15 protein-coding genes are annotated in these 19,892 nt (G+C 69.9%); 3 read left to right on the top strand and 12 right to left on the bottom strand.

Translation table 11 applies throughout. The annotated features are described in order from the left end of the window. Positions 1–8 precede the first annotated feature (8 nt). Complete coding sequence (locus JOF44_RS10775; RefSeq protein ID WP_209890843.1) at positions 9–1,022, bottom strand: LacI family DNA-binding transcriptional regulator; 1,014 nt, start codon at positions 1,020–1,022, stop codon at positions 9–11. A 230-nt stretch (positions 1,023–1,252) separates the two neighbouring features. On the opposite strand from JOF44_RS10775, the gene JOF44_RS10780 reads away from it, so the two are divergent. The 3 genes from JOF44_RS10780 to JOF44_RS10790 all read left to right on the top strand — a co-directional run bounded on the left by JOF44_RS10780 (position 1,253) and on the right by JOF44_RS10790 (position 6,673). Continuing rightward, positions 1,253–2,605, top strand: coding sequence for an MFS transporter (locus JOF44_RS10780; RefSeq protein ID WP_342591757.1), 1,353 nt, complete (start codon positions 1,253–1,255; stop codon positions 2,603–2,605). A 3-nt stretch (positions 2,606–2,608) separates the two neighbouring features. Continuing rightward, on the top strand, positions 2,609–5,170 hold the full coding sequence (locus tag JOF44_RS10785) for an alpha-L-rhamnosidase (protein WP_245348922.1): 2,562 nt from the start codon (positions 2,609–2,611) through the stop codon (positions 5,168–5,170). A gap of 201 nt (positions 5,171–5,371) precedes the next feature. Then, the gene (locus JOF44_RS10790) at positions 5,372–6,673 is read left to right on the top strand and encodes an ABC transporter substrate-binding protein (RefSeq protein WP_209890846.1); all 1,302 of its coding nucleotides are present in this window, start codon (positions 5,372–5,374) and stop codon (positions 6,671–6,673) included. A gap of 298 nt (positions 6,674–6,971) precedes the next feature. Here JOF44_RS10790 and JOF44_RS10795 read toward each other — a convergent pair whose 3' ends face one another. The 11 genes from JOF44_RS10795 to JOF44_RS10845 all read right to left on the bottom strand — a co-directional run bounded on the left by JOF44_RS10795 (position 6,972) and on the right by JOF44_RS10845 (position 19,577). After that, positions 6,972–8,792, bottom strand: a complete 1,821-nt coding sequence (locus JOF44_RS10795; RefSeq protein ID WP_209890849.1) for an ABC transporter substrate-binding protein — start codon at positions 8,790–8,792, stop codon at positions 6,972–6,974. Continuing rightward, positions 8,789–9,040 (bottom strand): hypothetical protein, encoded by a 252-nt coding sequence (locus tag JOF44_RS10800; RefSeq protein WP_209890852.1) that lies wholly within the window; start codon positions 9,038–9,040, stop codon positions 8,789–8,791. The genes JOF44_RS10795 and JOF44_RS10800 overlap by 4 nt, the downstream gene beginning before the upstream one ends. Continuing rightward, positions 9,037–10,161, bottom strand: coding sequence for an ABC transporter ATP-binding protein (locus JOF44_RS10805; protein ID WP_209890855.1), 1,125 nt, complete (start codon positions 10,159–10,161; stop codon positions 9,037–9,039). Before JOF44_RS10805 ends, JOF44_RS10800 begins: the two co-directional genes overlap by 4 nt. Then, complete coding sequence (locus JOF44_RS10810) at positions 10,154–11,275, bottom strand: ABC transporter ATP-binding protein (RefSeq protein ID WP_209890858.1); 1,122 nt, start codon at positions 11,273–11,275, stop codon at positions 10,154–10,156. The genes JOF44_RS10805 and JOF44_RS10810 overlap by 8 nt, the downstream gene beginning before the upstream one ends. Next, entirely contained in the window at positions 11,275–12,216 is a 942-nt protein-coding gene (locus JOF44_RS10815; protein WP_209890862.1) for an ABC transporter permease, read from the bottom strand. Before JOF44_RS10815 ends, JOF44_RS10810 begins: the two co-directional genes overlap by 1 nt. Beyond that, a complete protein-coding gene (locus JOF44_RS10820; protein ID WP_209890865.1) occupies positions 12,213–13,355 on the bottom strand; it encodes an ABC transporter permease in 1,143 nt (380 codons plus the stop codon). Before JOF44_RS10820 ends, JOF44_RS10815 begins: the two co-directional genes overlap by 4 nt. Positions 13,356–13,647: 292 nt before the next feature. Further along, on the bottom strand, positions 13,648–14,826 hold the full coding sequence (locus JOF44_RS10825; protein WP_209890868.1) for a Gfo/Idh/MocA family protein: 1,179 nt from the start codon (positions 14,824–14,826) through the stop codon (positions 13,648–13,650). Continuing rightward, positions 14,823–16,211, bottom strand: coding sequence for a Gfo/Idh/MocA family protein (locus JOF44_RS10830; protein ID WP_209890871.1), 1,389 nt, complete (start codon positions 16,209–16,211; stop codon positions 14,823–14,825). Before JOF44_RS10830 ends, JOF44_RS10825 begins: the two co-directional genes overlap by 4 nt. Positions 16,212–16,347: 136 nt before the next feature. Beyond that, the gene (locus JOF44_RS10835) at positions 16,348–17,259 is read right to left on the bottom strand and encodes a carbohydrate ABC transporter permease (RefSeq protein WP_209890874.1); all 912 of its coding nucleotides are present in this window, start codon (positions 17,257–17,259) and stop codon (positions 16,348–16,350) included. Further along, positions 17,252–18,190, bottom strand: coding sequence for a carbohydrate ABC transporter permease (locus JOF44_RS10840; RefSeq protein WP_209890877.1), 939 nt, complete (start codon positions 18,188–18,190; stop codon positions 17,252–17,254). Before JOF44_RS10840 ends, JOF44_RS10835 begins: the two co-directional genes overlap by 8 nt. A gap of 85 nt (positions 18,191–18,275) precedes the next feature. Beyond that, a complete protein-coding gene (locus JOF44_RS10845) occupies positions 18,276–19,577 on the bottom strand; it encodes an ABC transporter substrate-binding protein (RefSeq protein WP_209890880.1) in 1,302 nt (433 codons plus the stop codon). Positions 19,578–19,892: the final 315 nt, after the last annotated feature.

Raw genomic sequence — 19,892 nt, forward strand, 5'->3', positions numbered from 1 at the left:
TCACGCCGTCAGCCGGTCGTCGACTCCCGCTCGACGAGCGTCGGCGTGAAGCTCACGTGCCGCGGGGCGGCATCGCGATGGGCGATCTCCTCCTCCAGCAGGGCCAGCGCGGTGCGGCCCATGAGATCCGCGGGCTGGGCCACGGAGGTCAGCGGCACGACGGTCGAGCGCGCGAAGGCGATGTCGTCGTAGCCGACCAGAGCGATCTGCTCGGGCACCGCGATCTGGTGGCGGAAGGCGAAGGCCTGCAGCACCCCGACCGCGAGCAGGTCGTTCACGCAGAACATGGCGTCGGGGCGCTCGGCGCTCGACCGCGCCACGACCGATTCGCCGGCGGTGCGCCCGGCCAGCACGGTGAGGTCCTCGGCCTCGAGCACCTCGATCTCGACGCCGACCTCGGCGGCCGCCCGACGGGCTCCGTGCAGACGGTCGGCGACCTGCCGCAGGTCCTTCCGGGCCACGAGGACGCCGATCCGTCGGCGGCCCTGGGCGGCGAGATGACGCACGGCGATCTCACCTCCGGCGATGTCGTCGATGCTCACCGAGGAGCCGCCGGTGGCATCCCGTGCGCTCTCGGCGAGCACGACCGGGGTGCCCCGACCGCGGATGCCCGCGATCAGGTCCTCGGTGCCGCCGGTGGAGGCCAGCAGGATCCCGCGCACCCGCTGCTCCTCGAAGAGCGAGAGGTAGAGCCGCTCGCGCTGTTCACGGTTGCCGGTGCTGCCGGCGATGACGGCGAGGGAGGAGGCCTCCGCGGCCGCCTCGATGCCGCCGACCAGCTGACCGTAGAAGGGGTTCGCAGAGTCCAGGACGATCGCGCCGACGGTGCGGGACTGGCCGAGCTTGAGCTGCCGGGCGGCATCGTTGCGCACGTACCCGAGCTCGGCGATCACCGCCTCGACGCGCACCCGACGATCCTCGGAGACGATGTCGGGCCGGTTCAGCACGTTGGAGACGGTGCCGACCGAGACGCCCGCGTGCCGGGCGACGTCCTTCATGCTCACGACGTGATGTCCTGCCATGCGCGCACCCCCTGGCTCCTCCGGAACTGCCCCGGTCAGCGGACCGGGAAACGTTCTCGCGACTGTACCGCGCCACGTCGGCAGCCCCGTTCCGCCGGCAGGGGGTTGTCGTGGCGCTCACGTGGTTGCTACGTTGACGGCACGCTCGTTGAGACGTTTCAGTAGTGGGGCGACGGCATGCTCCTCCCCTACGGAGCGCCCCACCCACCGACGGTTCGAAGGAGAACAGCGTGCGCTCAGCCCGACCCGAGAAGTCCCCGCCCAGCCCCTGGTGGGTGGCCATCGTCTGCGGCATGGCCTCCTACCTCGATGCGGCGGCCATCGTCAGCTCCGGCACCGCCCTCGTGCTCTACCAGCATTCGATCGGGATCACCGAGAGCCAGATCGGCATGCTCTCGGCGGCGCTCACGCTGAGCATCGCCGCAGGAGCTCTCAGCGGCGGTCGCCTCGGCGACCGCTACGGGCGTCGCGCCGTCTTCCTGGCCACCATGGGAATGATCCTGGCGGGCGCGATCCTGCTGGTGCTCGCCCCCGGATTCTCCCTGCTCCTGGTCGGCATGGTCCTGGTCGGCCTCGGCTCGGGCGCGGACCTGCCCGTCTCCCTCGCCTCGATCTCCGAGGCGGCGTCGGACCACAACCGCGGCCGCCTCGTCGGCTTCTCCCAGATCCTCTGGTTCGCCGGCATCATCGGCGCGAACGTCTTCGGGATCATCGCCGGCGGGCGGGGACAGCTGGGCGGACAGATCATGTTCGCCCACATCGGCCTCGTCGCACTCGTGGTGCTGATCGCGCGCCTCAGCATCCCCGAGTCGGCCACCTGGGCGCAGGCCGATCACGAACGGACCGCCGGGGCCGCCACACTCCGCGCGCGCAGCACCGGCCTGCGAGACGTCCTGCGCCGACGGGCCCTCCTGGTGCCCTTCCTGGCCCTCATCGGCTTCTACACGCTGACCAACATCGGTGCCAACACCGGCGGACAGTTCGGCACCTACATCGGCGTGAACGTCGTCGGGCTCTCCGTGAGCGCCCAGTCCCTCCTGGGCATCGTGATGCTCGGCGTGGGCATGCTGGGCGCCCTGGTGTTCATGCGGATCGTCGACACCCGCTGGCGCATGACCTGCTATCTCATCGGCGCCGTGCTCCTGGCCGGGTCCTACCTCATCCCCGTCGTCCTCGGCTTCGGCCTGGCGCCCTGGATCGCCCTGAGCTTCTTCAACGCCATCGGCGGCGCCTTCGCCTTCGAGGCGATCATGAAGGTGTGGTCCCAGGAGTCCTTCCCGACCCTGCTGCGCTCGAGCGTCCAGGGCGCCGTCATCGCGGTGGCGCGGGTCGTCGCCGCCGGCGTCGCCCTGGTCACCCCCGCGCTGATGCACACCCCCGGCCTCGCCTACGGGCTGATCGCGCTGGTGGTCGCCATCGGACTGGTCTGCGGATGGGCCGGCTTCCGCCGGTCCCGGTTCGACGCCTTCGCCGAGGAGGCGCGCGAGGTCCCGGACTCCGGCTCCGTCGCCGAGCACGCGCCCGACGCCGCCCCTCCTGCCCAGCTCTCCCCCACCACCCCGTACGCACCGACCGAGAGGTGACCCATGACAGCCCCTGATGCCCCCACCACCGCCGCAACCATTGACGCCGATCGCGCCACCGGCCTCGACGCCGCCGCGTCTCCCGCTGCCGAGGCTCTGCGGACCGCTCAGGCGATCACCGCAGACCCGGCCGACGGTCGCGCCCCCGTCCTCGCCACCCGCGCAACGCTCGACCAGTCCCCGACCGCGGTCGCCCGCGCCGAGCTGCTGGCCACCGCCCACGGCATCTACGAGGCCTCGATCGAGGGCCGCCCGGTCACCGACTCGGTGCTGAACCCGGGCTGGACCGTGTACGAGTCCCGCCTGCAGGTCCAGCGGTTCGACGTGACCGAGCTCGTGCGCGCATCGGGCGCAGGCGCATCGGGCGCAGGCCCGTCGGGCGCAGGCCCGTCGGGCGCAGGCCCGTCGGGCGCAGGCCCGTCGGGCGCAGGCACGGCCGGCACGGAGCTGCATCTCGCAGCGGTGCTGGGCCGCGGCTGGTGGAACGGCGACTTCGGCTTCACCGATGCCGAGGCGAACTACGGCGAGCTCAACGCCTTCCTCGCCGCCCTGGTGATCACCTACGAGGACGGCTCGAGGCAGCAGGTCGTCACCGACGACTCCTGGACCGCCACCGATTCCGCGATCACCTTCGCCACGATCTACCACGGCCAGCACGAGGACCGCCGCCTCGAGCCCGGCGCACCGCGCCCGGTCCGCACCACGGAGATCGACCGCTCCACCCTCATCGAGCAGACCTCTCCGCTGATCACCCGCCACGAGACCCGTCGGCCGGAAAGGATCTGGACCTCCCCCTCCGGTGCCACGCTGCTGGACTTCGGCCAGAACCTCGTCGGCTGGCTGCGCTGCACCGTGACCGGGCCCGCCGGCACCGAGATCACGCTGCGCCATGCCGAGGTGCTCGAGCACGGGGAGCTCGGCACCCGGCCCCTGCGCTCGGCGGAGGCCACCGACCGCCTCGTGCTGGCCGGAGATCCCGGCGGGGAGACCTTCGAGCCCACCCTCACCTTCCACGGCTTCCGCTACGCGGAGGTCACCGGGTGGCCCGGCGAGCTCACCTCCGAGGACATCGAGGCCGTGGTGGTCCACTCGGACATCCCGCGCACCGGCTGGTTCGAATCCTCCCACCCCGGGGTTAACCAGCTGGTGAGCAACTCGGTCTGGTCCCAGCGCGGCAACTTCCTGGCCGTCCCGACGGACTGCCCGCAGCGCGATGAGCGCCTGGGCTGGACCGGGGACATCGCCGCCTACGCCGCCACCGCCGCGTTCCAGTTCGACGTCTCCGACTTCCTGCACAACTGGCTGCTGGACGTGCACGCCGAGGCGAGCCTGCCGCCGCTGAGCTTCGTGCCCTTCGTGGTGCCGGACATCCTGAAGCTGCGCAAGAACGGGGACGATCCCTTCGCCGAGGAGTCCGCCGAGGTCCCCACCGCGATCTGGGGCGATGCCGCTGTATGGGTCGCCGAGGCGCTATGGACCGCCTACGGGGACCTCGAGCGGCTGCGCGAGCACTACCCCGGCATGGTGCTGCATCTGGAGTCGGTCGAGCGCGCCCTCTCCCCCAGCGGTCTGTGGGACACCGGCTTCCAGTTCGCCGACTGGCTCGACCCGGACGCCTCCCCGCACGATCCCGCGGATGCGAAGGCCGACAAGGGCGTGGTCGCCACCGCCTGCCTGATCCGCTCGGCCCGCTTCACCGCCGAGACCGCCCGGCTGATCGGCGCGGAGGACGACGCCCGACGCTGGCAGACCCTCGCCGATCGCACCCTGGCCGCCTTCACCGCGGCCTACGTGAGCGCCGACGGGAGGATCGTCTCGGACTGCGCGACCGTGTACGCGCTGGCCATCACCTTCGACCTGCTCGATGACGCCACCCGGCCCAAGTCCGCCGAGCGCCTGGCGGAGGTCGTGGCGGAGGCGGGCTACCGCGTCTCCACCGGCTTCGCGGGCACACCCTTCGTGACCTGGGCGCTGTCGGAGACCGGCCATGTCGAGGACGCCTACCGTCTGCTGCTCGAGGAGGGGAACCCCTCCTGGCTCTACCCGGTCTCCATGGGCGCCACCACCATCTGGGAGCGCTGGGACTCGATGCTGCCGGACGGGTCGATCAACCCCGGCGAGATGACCAGCTTCAACCACTACGCCCTGGGAGCCGTGGCCGACTGGATCTACCAGGTCGTCCTCGGCATCCGTCCCGCCGAGCCCGGCTACCGGCGCGTGCGCATCCAGCCCACCCCGGGCCCCGGCATCGACTGGGCACGGGGAGCCTACGACTCCGCAGCCGGCCGCATCGAGGTGTCCTGGGAGCAGGCGCCCGACGGGCCCAGCGGGTCCGACGGCTCGAGCGGGCTCGGCGGGACCGGCGGAGCCGGTGGCTCCAGCGGGCTCGGCGGGACCGGCGGGGCCGGTGGCTCCAGCGGGGCCACCGGGGCCGGTGGCTCCACCAGGACCACCGGGACCACGGAGATCCGAGGCTCTGCCACGATTCCCGAGGGCGTCGAGGCCGATCTGGTGCAGCCCGATGGGTCGATCCGCAAAATCGGCCCCGGGACCCACACCTTCTGACCGGGAACCTTCCTGACCGGGAACCTTCCCTGCGGTTGTGCGCCTGGCTTCCATGAGTGGAAGTCAGGCGCACAACCGCGGGAGGGAAACGTCGGAAAGCGCTTGACCGGCGAGCGTGCCGCGACGAGACTGGTGATCTCAGCACCGGAAGCCCGGCCCATCAGCCTCTCGATTCCCACGTGAACATTCCAGGAGAACCCCTTGCTCACTCGCCGCACCGCCCTCACCCTGCTGGCCGCCGCCGGGGCGGCCCCTGCCCTCGCCTCCTGCGGTCCCAATGCCGGGGGCTCCGGGGACGGGGCGCTGCGCGTCTACTGGTGGGGCGGCGACCTGCGTGCGGGCATCACGCAGGACGTCCTGGACATGTACTCCGAGGATCATCCGGACCAGGAGATCTCCCCGGAGTACAGCGAGTGGTCGGGCTACTGGGACAAGCTCGCCACCCAGACAGCCGGCGGTAGCGCCCCGGACATCATCCAGATGGACGAGGCCTACATCGACTCCTACGGCGCCGAGGGCTCGCTGCTCGATCTCGAGACCGTCTCCGACGTCCTCGACCTCTCCGCGATGGACGAAGCGATCCTCGAGACCGGGCGTCTGGCCGACGGCACCCTGGTGGGCGCCCCGAACGGCTTCAACCTCTACGCGACCGGCATGAACCCGACACTGCTCGAGGAAGCCGGGATCGCCCTGCCCGACGACACCACGTGGACCTGGGAGGACTTCCACGCCCTGTGCCAGGAGATCACCGAGTGGGGGACGTCCTCCGGGAAGGACGTCCTTGGCACCAGCGGCTTCGGTCTCGGGGCCGGGGACCTCGCCGCCTGGGCCCGCCAGAGCGGCGACCAGCAGCTCTTCCCCCGCGAGGACGAGGAGCTCGTCACCAAGGACACCATCGTCTCGCTGCTGGAGTTCAGCCGCGAGCTGGCCGGCTCCGGGGCCGCCCTGGAGGCGGGGGCGCAGATCGAGAACTCCTCGGCGAGCCTCGAGCAGGGTCTGTTCGCCACCCGCGGCTGCGTCTTCCAACAGGTGCCCAGCTCCCAGATCCTCACCTTCCAGGACTCCACGGGCGACCCCCTGCAGCTGCTGCGCATGCCGGCGCGCACCAGCGGGGAGTCGAAGATGGTCAACAAGGCATCGATGTACTGGTCTCTCAGCGCCAAGACGGCCGACGCCCCCGCCGCGGCGGAGCTGACGAGCTTCCTGCTCACCGACGAGGCGGCGGCCGAGAAGCTGAAGATCGAGCGAGGCATCCCCGCCTTCCCCGCGATCCAGGAGGCGGTGCGCCCGCTGCTGAGCGAGAACGCGCTCATCTCGCTGGACTTCGCGCAGATGATGCAGGAGGAGGTCGTCACGCCGCCCGTGGTCACTCCCGCCAGCGGCGTCGGCTTCGGCGACCAGTTCACGCGCCTGGCCGAGGAGTCCCTGTTCGAGGAGCGCTCGACCTCCGCGGTGGCCGACGAGATGCTCGAGATCCTCACCGGCATGCAGCCGGAGCACTGAGCTGGACCGGCTGCTGAGCGCTTCTGAGCCGCCTCCCCGGAAGGGAGGCAGCGACTCCTGCCCCTCGTCGGCGTCGCCGCCCTACGACGCACATGCCATTGCGCACCTGGCTTCCGGATGTGGAAGTCAGGCGCGCAATGGCGACGTGGGGAGGCGCAGGGGACGGCTCCCGTGCTGACGGCCGTCGGCGGTCGGTCGTCGGCCGTCGGTCGTCGGTCGTCGGCCGTCGGTCGTCGGTCGTCGGTCGTCGGTCCTCAGTCCTCGGTCCTCGGTCCTCGGTCCTCGGCCGATCAGCAGATCACTCCTCGACGGGCGTGATCGTCCCGCGGAACATCTCCAGGGTCACGAAGTTGTCCGCGTAGGGGGCGTTCTCCAGGATCGGATCACCCGGCTCCGGGAAGCCCTGGACCCGGACCCCTTCGAGCGCCGGGTTGTTCCCGTACCGCTCGAAGATCGGGATGATCGGCAGCAGCTCGTTGAACGCCAGCGCCACGACGGACACGTTCTTCTTCTGCTCCTCGACGTCCAGGCCCTGGCCGGACTTGGTCACCAGCTCCTCCAGGTTCACGGTCCCGGCAGAGGTCTCCACATCCTGCAGCGGGAACGCGTAGCCCTTGCCGCCCTGGTTCTTGGCGATCGGGATGTTGTGCACGAACAGGTCCTGCACGAAGGAGAAATGCGGGTGCGGGTGGGTCGAGGAGCCCCAGGCCTGGATCGCCATCTGGAAGTCGCCCTTGTCGATGTCGATCGGGGCCTGCTTGTCATCCAGCCCGCGGGCGGTCACCGAGATCCCGAACTCCGAGAGCTGCTCGGCGATGTTCTTGCCCGAGGCGGACCAGTCGGCGAACGTCTGCGGGAACTGGATCTCGTAGGCGGCGGCCTTGCCCTCCGGCGTCATCCAGGAATTACCCTCCTTGGTCCAGCCCGCCTCCTCGAGCAGCGAGGTAGCCTTGTCGACGTCCTGCTCGTAGGTATCGATCTTGCCCTTGACCTCGTCGGTCAGCCACTCGTCGACGAAGTTGTCCGAGAAGCCGACCATGTTGACCACGGCCTTGCCCGAGTCCGCCAGCGCGATCTGGCCGTTGACCTCCCGGTCGATGAGATAGGCGAAGGCCTTGCGGGTACGGACGTCGGCGAACTCCGGGAACTGGTCCTGGTTCAGGTACAGGGCGGGCCCCGAGTACACCGGCGGGCGCAGGATCGTGTACCCGGCCGCCTCGAAGGGCTCCTCGGAGGCAGGGGCGAATCCGTGGGTGGCGTAGTCGACGTCGCCGGACTGGACCAGCGAGGTGACCTCGGTGGTCTCCCCGGCGTAGATCACGAGGGCGTCGAAGACGACCTTCTCGGCGCCGTAGCCGGACTCGTTGCGCACCAGCGTCAGCTGGGTGTTGGTGATCGTGTCGTAGTCGAAGTCGTAGGGCCCGGAGACGACGACGTTCTCGGGTTTGAAGGCCTGGAACTCGGTGCCCAGCGCCTCGCCGTCGCCCTCGTCCATCGTGCCGCCGGCGTCGACGATCGCCTTGGCACGTTCGGCCCAGTCCCCGTACTGCGAGGTGGCCAGGATGTTGCTCTTGAGCACGTAGCGCTCGAGCACGGCGGGCGGGTCCTCGAAGCTGACCACCACGGTGGTGTCGTCCGGCGCCTCCAACCCGGTGATGAAGTCCCAGGCCGGGGACCGCTGGATGAACTGCATGTAGAAGGTGGTCAGGTAGTCCTGGGAGGTGAGGTCCGACCCGTCGGACCACGTCAGGCCCGGCTTGAGCTTCACGGTGAGCGTGCCCCCGTCGGTGTCGAGCTCATGGGACTCCGCGATCAGGTACTCCCACTTCTTCTCCGCCCACAACCACATGGCCGACGGCGGCACCAGCAGGTCGCGGTAGATCCCGTCACCGATGATGCTGGTGGGCACGCCAGCGTAAGGCAGCCCGGCGAAGTTGAAGTGACCCTCGGGCGGCGGCATGAAGGGCCAGGCGCCGTGGAAGGTGCTGGCGCTGCCCTCGCCGCCTCCGCCTCCTCCGCCCTCGGGGGTGGCGGGCGAGCAGGCCGCGACGCCTGCTCCGGCGGCGGTGGTCAGGCCGACTGCCTTGAGGATGTCGCGTCGGCTCCAGCTGGTGCTCATGGGTTCTCCTTGGTTATGACGATCGGATCGTCGGTGAGATCGGCCATCGCATCGTCGCGATGCCGGCGTCGGGAGCTGAGTCGTCGTGCGAGAACGGACCCGACGACGATGCCGATCCCGAGCAGGAGCGCGAGGATGCTCACGATCCGCTCTCCGGTCCCGGCGTCGGTCAGGGGGAGCATGAGGGCCGCGCCGACCCCCACGAAGCAGCCCAGGGACAGCAGTGCACGGGTGGCGATGTCGATCATGACCGTCCACCCCCGCCATCGCCGGAGTCGGCGTCCCCGCCGCGACCGGTGCTGCCGCCGGCCTCGGTTCCGGTGCCGGCTCCAGGGCCGGCTCCGGCACCGGCGCCGACCGCGGCAGTCGGCCGCGGGTCGGTGACGACCATGCAGGCGACGTCCTGATCCGGAGCCTTCGGCGCGGGCTGCAGCACCGGGATGCGTTCGCGGCAGCGTTCCTCGGCCAGCGGGCACCGCGGGTGGAAGGCGCAGCCGCTGGGGAGGTCGGAGAGGCTGGGGATGTCGGCGCTGAGCAGACCGGCTCCGGCCTTCTTCTGGCGGGCCCTGTCCGGATCCGGCTCGGGCACGGCCTCCAGCAGCGCCTTCGTGTAGGGGTGCTGGGGGTTGTTGATCACCTGCGGGGTGGGCCCGGCCTCGACGATCTTGCCCAGGTACATCACCGCCGTCCGACCCTCCCAGGCGAAGTACTTGGCCAGAGCGAGGTCGTGGGTGATGTAGATGAACCCGACGCCGTCCTCGGTGCGGAGCCTGGTGAGCATGTTCAGCAGGCTCACCCGGATCGAGACGTCGAGCATCGAGGTGGACTCATCGGCGATCAGCATCCGCGGCGAGAGGGTCAGCCCGCGGGCGACGGAGACGCGCTGGCGCTGGCCGCCCGAGAGCTGGTGGGGGAACTTCCCGCGGTAGCTCTCCGGCGGGGTCAGGTCGACCGTCTCGAGCAGCTCGTCGACCCGCTGGTCGACCTCCGCCTGATCGTGGGCCAACCCGTGGCGTCGCAGCGGGATCGACAGGGTGCTGCGCACGGAGCGGATCGGGTTCAGGGAGGCGTAGGGGTCCTGGTGGATGTACTGCACGGAGCGGCGGTAGCGGCGGCGCTCGGCGCGGGTCATCGTGGTCAGGTCCTGGCCCTCGAAGCGGACGGTGCCGGAGCTCGGGGAGGCGAGGCCGGCGGCCATGCGCGCCGCGGTGGTCTTCCCGCTGCCGGACTCGCCGACCAGGCACAGCACCTCGCCGGCACCGACGCTGAGGGACACGTCGGAGACGGCCGGCAGGTCCTGGCCCTTGACGCGGAAGACCTGGGAGGCCTGGTCGAGCTCGATCAGCGGATCGGGGGCGGATTCACGCACGCGCGATCACCTTCCGTTCGTGGTGGACCTGGTCGTGGTGGATGCAGGCCGCCGCATGGGTCATGTCCGCGGGCCGCTCCGTGAGGGTGATCAGCTCGGGCTCGGCCTGCAGGCACTCATCGGTCGCGAGCTCGCAGCGGGGCGCGAAGGCACAGCCGGGAGGCAGGGTCGCCAACGACGGCGGGGCCCCGGGGATCGAGGCCAGCTCCGGCAGGTCCCCGCTGACGGGCGGGACGGCGTTGATGAGCTTGGAGGTGTAGGGGTGCTTCGGGGCGGAGAAGATGTCGCGGGTCGACCCGGTCTCGATGACCTTCCCGGCGTACATGGTGATGACGCGGTCGGCGAGCTCGGCGGCGAGCGCCAGGTCGTGCGAGATGAAGATCATCGCGAACTTGTACTCCGCCCGCAGCTCGGCCAGCAGGTCGATCACGGTGCGCTGCGTGAGGATGTCCAGCGCGGTGGTGGGCTCGTCCAGCACCAGCAGCCGGGGGCGCAGCAGCAGGGACGTCGCGATCAGCGCTCTCTGCTTCATCCCGCCGGAGAGCTCGTGGGGATAGCTCCCCAGCACTCGTCGCGGTTCGAGGCGCACCGAGCGCAGGGCCTCGGCGGAGCGCTCGAGGACCTCGCGGCGGCCGATCCTCCCGGGGGCGTGATCGACCAGGGTGTCGGCCATCTGCTGGCCGATCGTGAGCACGGGGTTGAAGGCGTTCTGCGCGCCCTGGAACACCATGGCCGCCTCGGACCAGCGCCATCGCCGCAGCTGGCCCTGCGTCATCGTGGTCACGTCCCGGCGGCGGCCGTCCTCACCCGTGAAGGTGACGGTGCCGCCGGTGATCTCGCCGAGAGTGGGCAGCAGGCGCAGCAGAGCGAGGCCGAGGGTGGTCTTGCCGCAGCCGGATTCGCCGACCAGGGCCAGGGAGGACTCGGGGTAGAGGTCGAAGCTCACCCCGCGCAGGGCGCGCACGGAGGCGTCCTTGCCGGTGCGATAGGCGACCTGGAGGTCCCGTGCGGACAGCACCGGGACATCGGATCCGGACGCCGCGGACGCTGCGGAGCCCTCGGGCGTCGTGGCATCCGCAGTCGTCGCGTCGGGCGGGGGCGTGGAGTCGGTCATCAGCGGTCCCTCAGTCGGGGGTTGAGGATCTCTTCGAGGGTGCGGGTCAGGAGGATCAGGCCCAGCTGCAGCAGCACGATCATGGTGACCGGGGCGACGATGTACGGCATCGCGTCCGGGTTGAACATCGCGCCCTTGGTCCACGCGTCGTTGATCATGATTCCCCAGTTGGTGCCCTTCTGCGGGGCCAGACCCAGCAGGTACAGGCCGACCATCGCGTAGATCGCGTTGGTGACGGCGATGATGAAGTTGATCAGGATGTAGCTGGCCATGTTGGGGACGATCTCCCCGAACACGATGCGGACCCAGCCGACGTCGAGCAGCTGTGCCGCCTCGACGAACTCGCGCTCCTTGAGCGAGAGCACCTGTGCACGGATCGAGCGCATCAGCACCGGCCAGCTCAGGATGCCGATGATGATGCCCAGCAGCATGGGCGAGTCGAGGTTGTAGAAGGCGCCGATGACGGCCAGCAGGACGATCTGCGGGACGGTCATGACGATGTCGGTCAGCTGGAGCATCGCCGCATCGAAGCGGCCGCCGAAGTAGCCGGCGAGGGAGCCGACGGCCACGGCGATCACGGTGGTGATGCCGGCCGCGAGGAACCCGACCATCAGCACGGTCCGCCCGCCGATCACCAGCAGGTGGAGGGTGTCCTTGCCGCTGCCCTCCAGCCCCAGCCAGTGGTCGGCGCTGGGGCCTTCCCAGGCGCGGCTCGCATCGCCCGGGACGTCGGTGCCGACCACGAGCGGGCCGATCAGGGACAGCAGGAGGATCGCGACGACCAGGCACAGCCCCGCGAATCCGGAGGCGCTGCGGGTCAGCTCGTTGAAGAGCCGACGCAGCGGCCCGGGGCCGACGGCCCTGCCGGTCGCGGGGGCGGGGGTCGGGGCGGGGGCCCCGGTGCCGGCGGCGGTCGTGGTGGGCGGGGCGTCGGCGCTCATGCGGCACCTCCCTCGCCGATGCGGATCCGGGGATCGAGGGCGGCGTTGATGAGGTCGGCCGCGAGGTTGGCGAGCACCACGGTGATCGTGACCACCAGCAGCACCCCTTGGATCGTCGGATAGTCGCGGGTGTTGATCGACTCGAACAGCAGCAGGCCGATGCCCTCGTAGGAGAAGGTCTGCTCGACGAAGATGGCGCCGCCGACGATGAACCCGGCCTGGGTGGCGATCTGCGCGATCAGCGGCAGCAGGGCGTTGCGGCCGACGTAGTTGGACTGGATGCGGGTCTCCTTGAGACCGCGGGCCTTCGCGACGGTCACGTAGTCCTCGCCGAGCACCTGCGTGGTGGAGGCCTTCATGATCAGGGCCCAGGTCCCCACCGTGGTCAGGACGTAGGTGATGATCGGCAGCGTCGCGTGGTAGCCGATGTCGGAGAGGAAGCGGAGGGAGAACTCGGGGTCCACGCCCGGGGAGACGTTGCCGCGCATCCGCGTGTAGTCGATGATGCCCAGCTGCACGGCTCCGACCACGACGATGAGGATCGCCAGCAGGTAGTTGGGGATCGCGTGGAAGCCGCTGCCGATGATCGAGACCGCGTGGTCGATGATCCCGCCGCGGCGGTAGGCCATGATCATGCCGAGGATCAGCCCGATGGTGATGGAGATCAGCAGGGCGATCCCGACGCTGTAGAGCGTCCACGGGAGGTACTGGGCGATCTTGTCCATCACCGTGACGCCGGGGGTGGCGATCGAGGTGCCCATGTCGCCGTGGAGCAGACCCGAGAGGTAGTCGAGGTACTGCCGCCAGAGCGGCGTGGAGGGGTCGAAGCGGAAGAAGTTGCTGGCCTCCGCCGCGGCCTGCTCGTAGCTCTTCCCGTACAGCGCGATCTGCTGGTTGATGTAGACGTCGACCGGGTTGCCGGGCAGCAGGCGCACCATGAGGAACACGCCGGAGGCGACCACCCAGACCACGAACGCCGAGCGCAGGAGCCGGCGCAGGATGAACGAGTGGTAGATACGATGCCCGAGGGATGCCCGGGGGCGCGTCGGTGCAGCCGTCCCGGGCGGGGCCGGATCGGGCCCTCCGGGGACTGCGGCGGACTCTGCGGGGGCCGCAGAGGTCGGAACGTCAGCGGTCATTGCTCTCCTCGACGACGAGCGACGGTGCTCGGCGGAACTCTATCGACATTGTGACCCCATGCACATCGAAAACACGGTCACGATTCGAGCAATCTTGCGCGAGTCCGGCCTCGAACGGGCACGTTCACGCTCACGACGCGACCCCGACAATTCCGGCACCGCGCTGATGCGGCAGGGATCTGCGCAGGTCGGAGCGCAGAGGGGCGGCGCCGGCCCGCCCTTTCCCGCAGGGAGGCCCGCCGGGGCACCGCTCAGCGCGCGCCGCCGGCCTGCTGGACGACGTGGAAGCTCGTCACTGACGTCCGGGCGGGCTCCAGCGGTGCACCGCTTCTGCGCGGGCCCAGGGGACGCCGAGCTCGCTGAAGGGACGGCCGGTCTCCAGGGCGTCCGCGAGGGTCTGCTCGATGTGCTCGAGAACCGGATGCGCGGCCTCGCCCTCGCCGTGCCAGGTGACCGCGCCCCCGGTGATCGGGGTCGGGTCCGGGGCGGACTGGATCGCCTCGAGCACGGCGCTGAAGGCCCCGGTGTCGGCCAGCGGGGTGATCAGCGGGACCTCGCGGCTGCGCACGTGAGCGATGAGGTTCTCCAGCAGATCGGTCCGCGGGTGGGTGAGCTCGGCGGTGGTGCCGTCGGCCGCGGTGCGCACGGAGGTGTCCTCCGTGTAGTGCAGACGGTGGCTTCCGGCGCGGCCGGTGACCTCGATCCAGGGCGCGGACTGCTCCGGGGCGGTGGTGGTCAGTGCGCAGAGGACCGGGGGCCCCTCCCCCGCGGGGTCGATCCGCAGGAAGGTGGTGTCGTCGGCCTCGATGTCATGGGCGCGGCGCAGCTCGGTGGTGACGGCGGCGATGTCGGCGACCTCCTGGATCCCGGCGACGGTCAGCGCGGCGTGCACGCCATGGGCGAGCGGGTTGGTGGCGACCCCGTCGGCCACCCGGCGCCCGTTCAGCCGTCGCCGACCCGCCCAGGCCGACCGTCCGTAGTAGGCGCGGTCCCGGCTCCACGCGCCATAGGCGCGCACCGTGACCTCCGGGCCGAACGCGCCGGCGGCCACCTCCTCCGCCAGCACGTCGACTCCGGCGCCGCCGCGGGCCTGGAAGCCGACCTGCACCGACCGTCCGGCGGTCCGCGCCGCCTCCAGCAGTTCTTCGTGGTCGGCCAGCGCCGGCACCGGAGGCTTCTCGAGGTAGACGTCGAGTCCGGCGGCGAGGGCCTCGGTGGCCAGCGGAACGTGGGTGTCGATCGGGGTGGCGACGACGACGATCTCGGGGCGGTCCTCACCGGGCACCGTCTCCAGCAGGTCGGCGAGGCTGTGGTGATGGATCGCCGCGAGCTCCGCGGGCGGCTCGGCGACGTCGACCACCCCGACCAGGCGGGCCGTCCCGTCGGCCTCGAGATGTGCGAGACGGCGCAGGTGCACCGCGCCGAAACCGCGGGTCCCGACCAGGGCGATCCGTGCCGGATGGCCGGTCATCGGTCGGCTCCGGCCGACGTCGGGGTGGTTGCGGCGGGGCCCCGCTCTCCCGCACGAGCCAGGTCCAGACCCAGGAAGTCCCTCACATCGACCGGGGCCCCGGTGGCGAGCGACTCGTTGCCGCAGATGCCGACGGAGATCGCGCGCATCCCGTCGCGGTGATCGGAGGGGCGGCCCAGCTCATCGTCAGTCGGCCCCACGAACACGTCGCGCAGCAGCAGCGCGTCGCCCCCTCCGTGGCCGCCGACGCCATCGGGGATCTCCGCCTCGCGGGCGGGTTCGAAGTGCCTCTGGACCACGAGGTGCTCGCCGCGCTGTCGGGCCCCGGCGGCGGCCGCGGTCACCGCGACGGCGCTGGGGTCCACATGCGCGGAGGAGGGGGCGTCGTCCTCGTCCTGCGCGATGACCTCGGCCCGCTCGACCACCTCGAGCTCGGCACGGCCGCGGGTGCCGTTGATCGCGACCCGGTACCCCTCCCAGGGGCTGTGGGCGGTGAGGGCGTAGGTGAGGACGGGGCCGCCGGCATAGTCGACGATCGCGGTGAGGTTGTCCTCGGTGGTGATGCCGGAGTCGAACACGGAGCGGTCGCGCTGGTAGCCGTCGTGCTGCTCGGCGCGGAGGTACAGGGCCTCGAGCCGTTCATCGGAGCGCAGGTCCAGCTCGAAGGGGTCGTGCGATCCGTCGTGCGTGCCGCGCTCGGGCAGGGGCGCCTGTCCCCGCTCTGCGGCGGCGTCGGCCCCGTAGAAGCGCAGGCCGCCGCGGGCGTAGACCCGCGCGGGGGTGTCGGCGATCCACCAGTTGACGAGGTCGAAGTGGTGGGCGGCCTTGTGGATGAACAGGCCGCCGCTGTTGGTCTTCTCGCGGTGCCAGCGCCGGAAGTAGTCCGCGCCGTGCTGGACGTCCAGCACCCACTCGAAGGTCACGGAGACCACCTCGCCGATCTCCCCGGAGGCGATGACCTGCTTCAGCGCGGTGTTGCGCGGGCTGTAGCGGTAGTTGAACGTCACCACCACGGATCGCCCGGTGCGGTCGATCGCGTCCTGGATGGCGCGGGCCGACGGGGCGTCGATGGTCAGGGGCTTCTCGACGATCACGTCGGCCCCGGCCTGAAGGGACCGCACCACGTGCTCGGCGTGCAGCCGATCCACGCTGGTGACGATGACCCGGTCCACCTGCTGCTCGCGGATGACGTCCTCGAGCTGGTCGGGACCGGCCAGGACCACGTCCGCGAACGCCGGATGACGGTCGCGGTGGAACTCGCGGCGGGCAGGGTTGATGTCCAGCAGCGCGACCAGCTCGGCGACGTCGGCGTGGGGCCCGGCGATCGCGTCGAGGTACATCTGAGCGCGATGGCCGGAACCGATCAGGGCATAACGGGTGGGCATGGGACTCCTGGACGAGGGGTGGGCGGAGGGACGGGGGCGGTCGACGCGGGGTGCGGCGCAGTCGGCAGGGTCCGGGCGGCCGCGCGGGTCGGGGACGGCCGACGGCGGCTGCGAGCCCCGCCGACCATCCGCAGGACTACTTGATGCCGGTGGTGGCGAAGCCCTTGATGAGGAACCGCTGGCCGAACAGGAACACCAGGAACAGCGGGATCAACGAGACCACGGACATCGCGAACATGGCGCCCCAGTCGGAGGATCCCTGCGTGTCCAGGAACGACTTCAGCGCCAGCGGCACCGTGAAGTTGTCCGGAGTGGTCAGATAGATCAGGGACCCGAAGAAGTCGTTCCACATCCACATGAAGGTGAAGATCGTGGTGGTCGCCAGCGCCGGCAGCATGAGCGGCAGGATCACCTGGAAGAAGATCCGGAAATGGCCGCAGCCGTCGATGCGGGCCGCCTCGTCCAGCTCGCGCGGGATTCCGCGGATGAACTGGACCATGAGGAACACGAAGAACGCGTCCGTGGCCAGGAACTTCGGCAGGATCAGCGGGAGCATCGTGTTCACCCACCCGGTCTGGGAGAACATGATGTACTGCGGCACGATCACCACGTGGATCGGCAGCATCAGCGTCATCAGCATGATCGCGAAGGCGATGTTGCGGCCCCAGAACTTCAACCGCGCGAAGGCGTATGCCGTCAGCGAGCAGGCGACCAGGTTGCCGATCACGCAGCCCACCACCAGCAGGGTCGAGTTGATCAGGTAGTGGGAGAACGGCTGCGCGAGCGATTCCCAGCCGCGGGCATAGTTGGAGAAGTCGAAGCTGATCGGGAACAGGCCGGGGTTGCGGAAGATCTCATCGTTGGGACGCAGCGAGGAGACCACCATCCACAGCAGCGGATAGATCATCACGATGCTGGCGAGGATCATCACCACGTGCCGGGCGGTGCGGCGCACCATCCGCTTCGGACGCTTCCGGCGCACCACATGGGCGGTCCCCGGGTCATCGGTGGCCGGGGCGGGAGTCGGTCGGCTCTGCAGATCAGTCATCGTAGAACACCCAGAACTTGGAGACGAAGAAGTTGATGGCGGTGAAGATCCCGACGATGATCAGCAGCAGCCACGCCATCGCGGAGGCGTATCCCATGTCGAACTGGGTGAAGCCCTTGATGTACAGGTACAGCGTGTAGAACATCGTCGAGTCCGACGGGCCGCCGGTGCCGCCCGAGACCACGAACGCCTGCGTGAACGACTGGAACGCATTGATCACCTGCAGCACGACGTTGAAGAAGATGATCGGCGTCAGCAGCGGGATGGTGATACGGAAGAACCTCGCGAGCTTCGAGGCCCCGTCCACGGCGGCGGCCTCGTAGTACATCTCCGGGATCTGTCGCAGCCCCGCCAGGAAGATGATCATCGGCGAGCCGAAGGTCCACACGTGCAGCAGGATGATCGTGCCCAGCGCCGTGTCGGGGTTGGAGACCCAGCCGGGCAGGTTCTCGAATCCGAGCATCGCCCCGACCTGATTGATCAGGCCGTTGGCGCCGAACATCTGGCGCCACAGGATGGCGATGGCCACCGATCCGCCCAGCAGCGAGGGCAGATAGAACACCGAGCGGTAGAAGCTCAGCCCCTTCAGCCCCTGGTTCAGCAGCACCGCCAGCAGCAGCGCCATGATCAGCTGCAGCGGGGTCCCCACGAACACGTACAAGAAGGTGACCACCAGCGAGTTGTGCAGGCGGGAATCACCGATCATCTCCTTGATGTTCGACAGCCCCGTGAACTCCGGCGGCGCGAGCAGGCTGTAATCGGTGAACGCGAGCGCGAACGACGCGATCATGGGGATCAGCGTGATCCCGAAGAACCCCAGCAGCCAGGGCGCCATGAACACCAGCGCCGACTTGTTGTCGGGATGCTTCTCCTTCGGACCGCCCTTCTTACGGCTCTTCGCCAACTGGGTGAGTTCTCCGACCGCACTCATAGGCTTGTTCCCTTCATCGATGGGGTGGGTCGCCGGCCGGGCGGGGCATCGTCCCCGGCGAGCCGGCGACCCGGAACGGGTCGTCTCAGCTGAGGGCCGAGCTCAGGTTGTCGACCAGGCGCTGACCGGCCTCGGCCGGGGTCAGCTCGCCGAAGAGCATCTCCTCGCCGGCGCGGGTGAGGATGTCCTCGAACTGGCCGCCGCCCTGCGGCGTGATCTCCGGGGGGTGGCCGAGCTCGCTCTCGATGGCCTCGAGGTAGTCGACGGCCTTGGTGTTGGCCTCGTCGAGATCGGGCACGATCGCCTCGCGGACGGTGAGGTTGCCGGGAACGCCCCGCTCGACCGAGAGGATCTTGCCGGCGTCCGGGGAGTTCACGAGGTAGTCGACGAAGGCCACCGCCGCCTCGGGGTTCGCCGACTGGGCGGAGACGGCCCAGTACATGGAAGCCTTGTACCAGAGCTCGGCGTCGGCGGCGGAGCCGGTCATCGACGGCGGTCGCAGCACCGTCACGCCCTCGGGGACGAGCTCGTCGTGGGCCACCACCTGATTCGACCAGGCGACGGTCATGGCAGCTTTTCCGGTCGAGAACAGTGTTTGGTCGAGAGCCTGCGCACCGTCCTCGACGGCAAGGCTGGCCCCGGGAGCCGCCCCGTCGTCCTGGGCCTTCTGCGCCCACTCGAACCACGCCGCGGCGGTCTCCGCGTCGAACCCGGCGGCGCCGTCCTTGTACTGATCCTGCCCCGCCTGGCGCACGTAGATCTGGAACAGGCCCTGGATCGTGCCCAGCTGACTCATGCCGAAGGTGCCGTCCTCGGTGGCCTCCGAGATCTGCACCGCGGTGTCGAGCAGATCGTCCCAGGTCCAGGTGGTGTCGTCCGGGACATCGACCCCGGCCTCTTCGAAGATCACGGGGTTGATGAGGAAGGCGACGGCGTTCAGTCCGGCGTTGATCGCGGCGAGACCGACTTCGGGCAGCTCACCGACCTCGACCGAGCCCTCCGCGAATTCCGAGGTGTCCAGACCCGCCTCCGCCAGGTCGAGCAGGGCACCGCGTCCGCCGTACTCGGCGAGGTACTTCTCGTCCATCTGGACGACGTCCGGGAAGTCGCCGCCGGCGGTCTGGGTGGCGAGCTTGTCCCAGTAGCCGCTCCACTCCCCCGGCTCCAGGTTGAGCGTGACGTCAGAGTTCTCCTCCTCGTACGCGTCGGCGACGTTCTGGGTGTTCTCGTCGCGCGCGGGGTTGCCCCACCACGCCACCCGGAGCGAGGAGGACCCGTCCTCGCCGGACCCCCCGCCACCACCGGTGGCGTTCGGGCCGCAGGCGGCGAGTCCGGCGAGCCCGGGGACCGCGATCCCGAGAGCGAGGGCATTGCGTCGAGTGAACATCAGATCTCCTTCGATCCTTGGTGTGCAACGGGGGTGAGGCATGATCTCGAGTGGTCTCGGTGACGACCTCATGGGCCACGGGCGATCGGGCGGTCCGCCCTCGACGGCGGCACCGCTCCGTGCGGCTCAGCGAACGGATCGGACGACCGGAGCCCGTCTGATGCAAATTTTCATCGAGAGCGCCGGAACCTCCGCCGCTCCCCATCAGGCACCGGATGGGTCCTGAGATGATGCCCTTCAGGAAAGCGCTTGTCGATCTCGATGTCAACCCCGAGCCGTCACACTTCGGTCACGCTGCGCGCACGTTATGCAATT

The organism is Brachybacterium fresconis (assembly GCF_017876515.1).
GTDB classification, from domain to species: domain Bacteria; phylum Actinomycetota; class Actinomycetes; order Actinomycetales; family Dermabacteraceae; genus Brachybacterium; species Brachybacterium fresconis.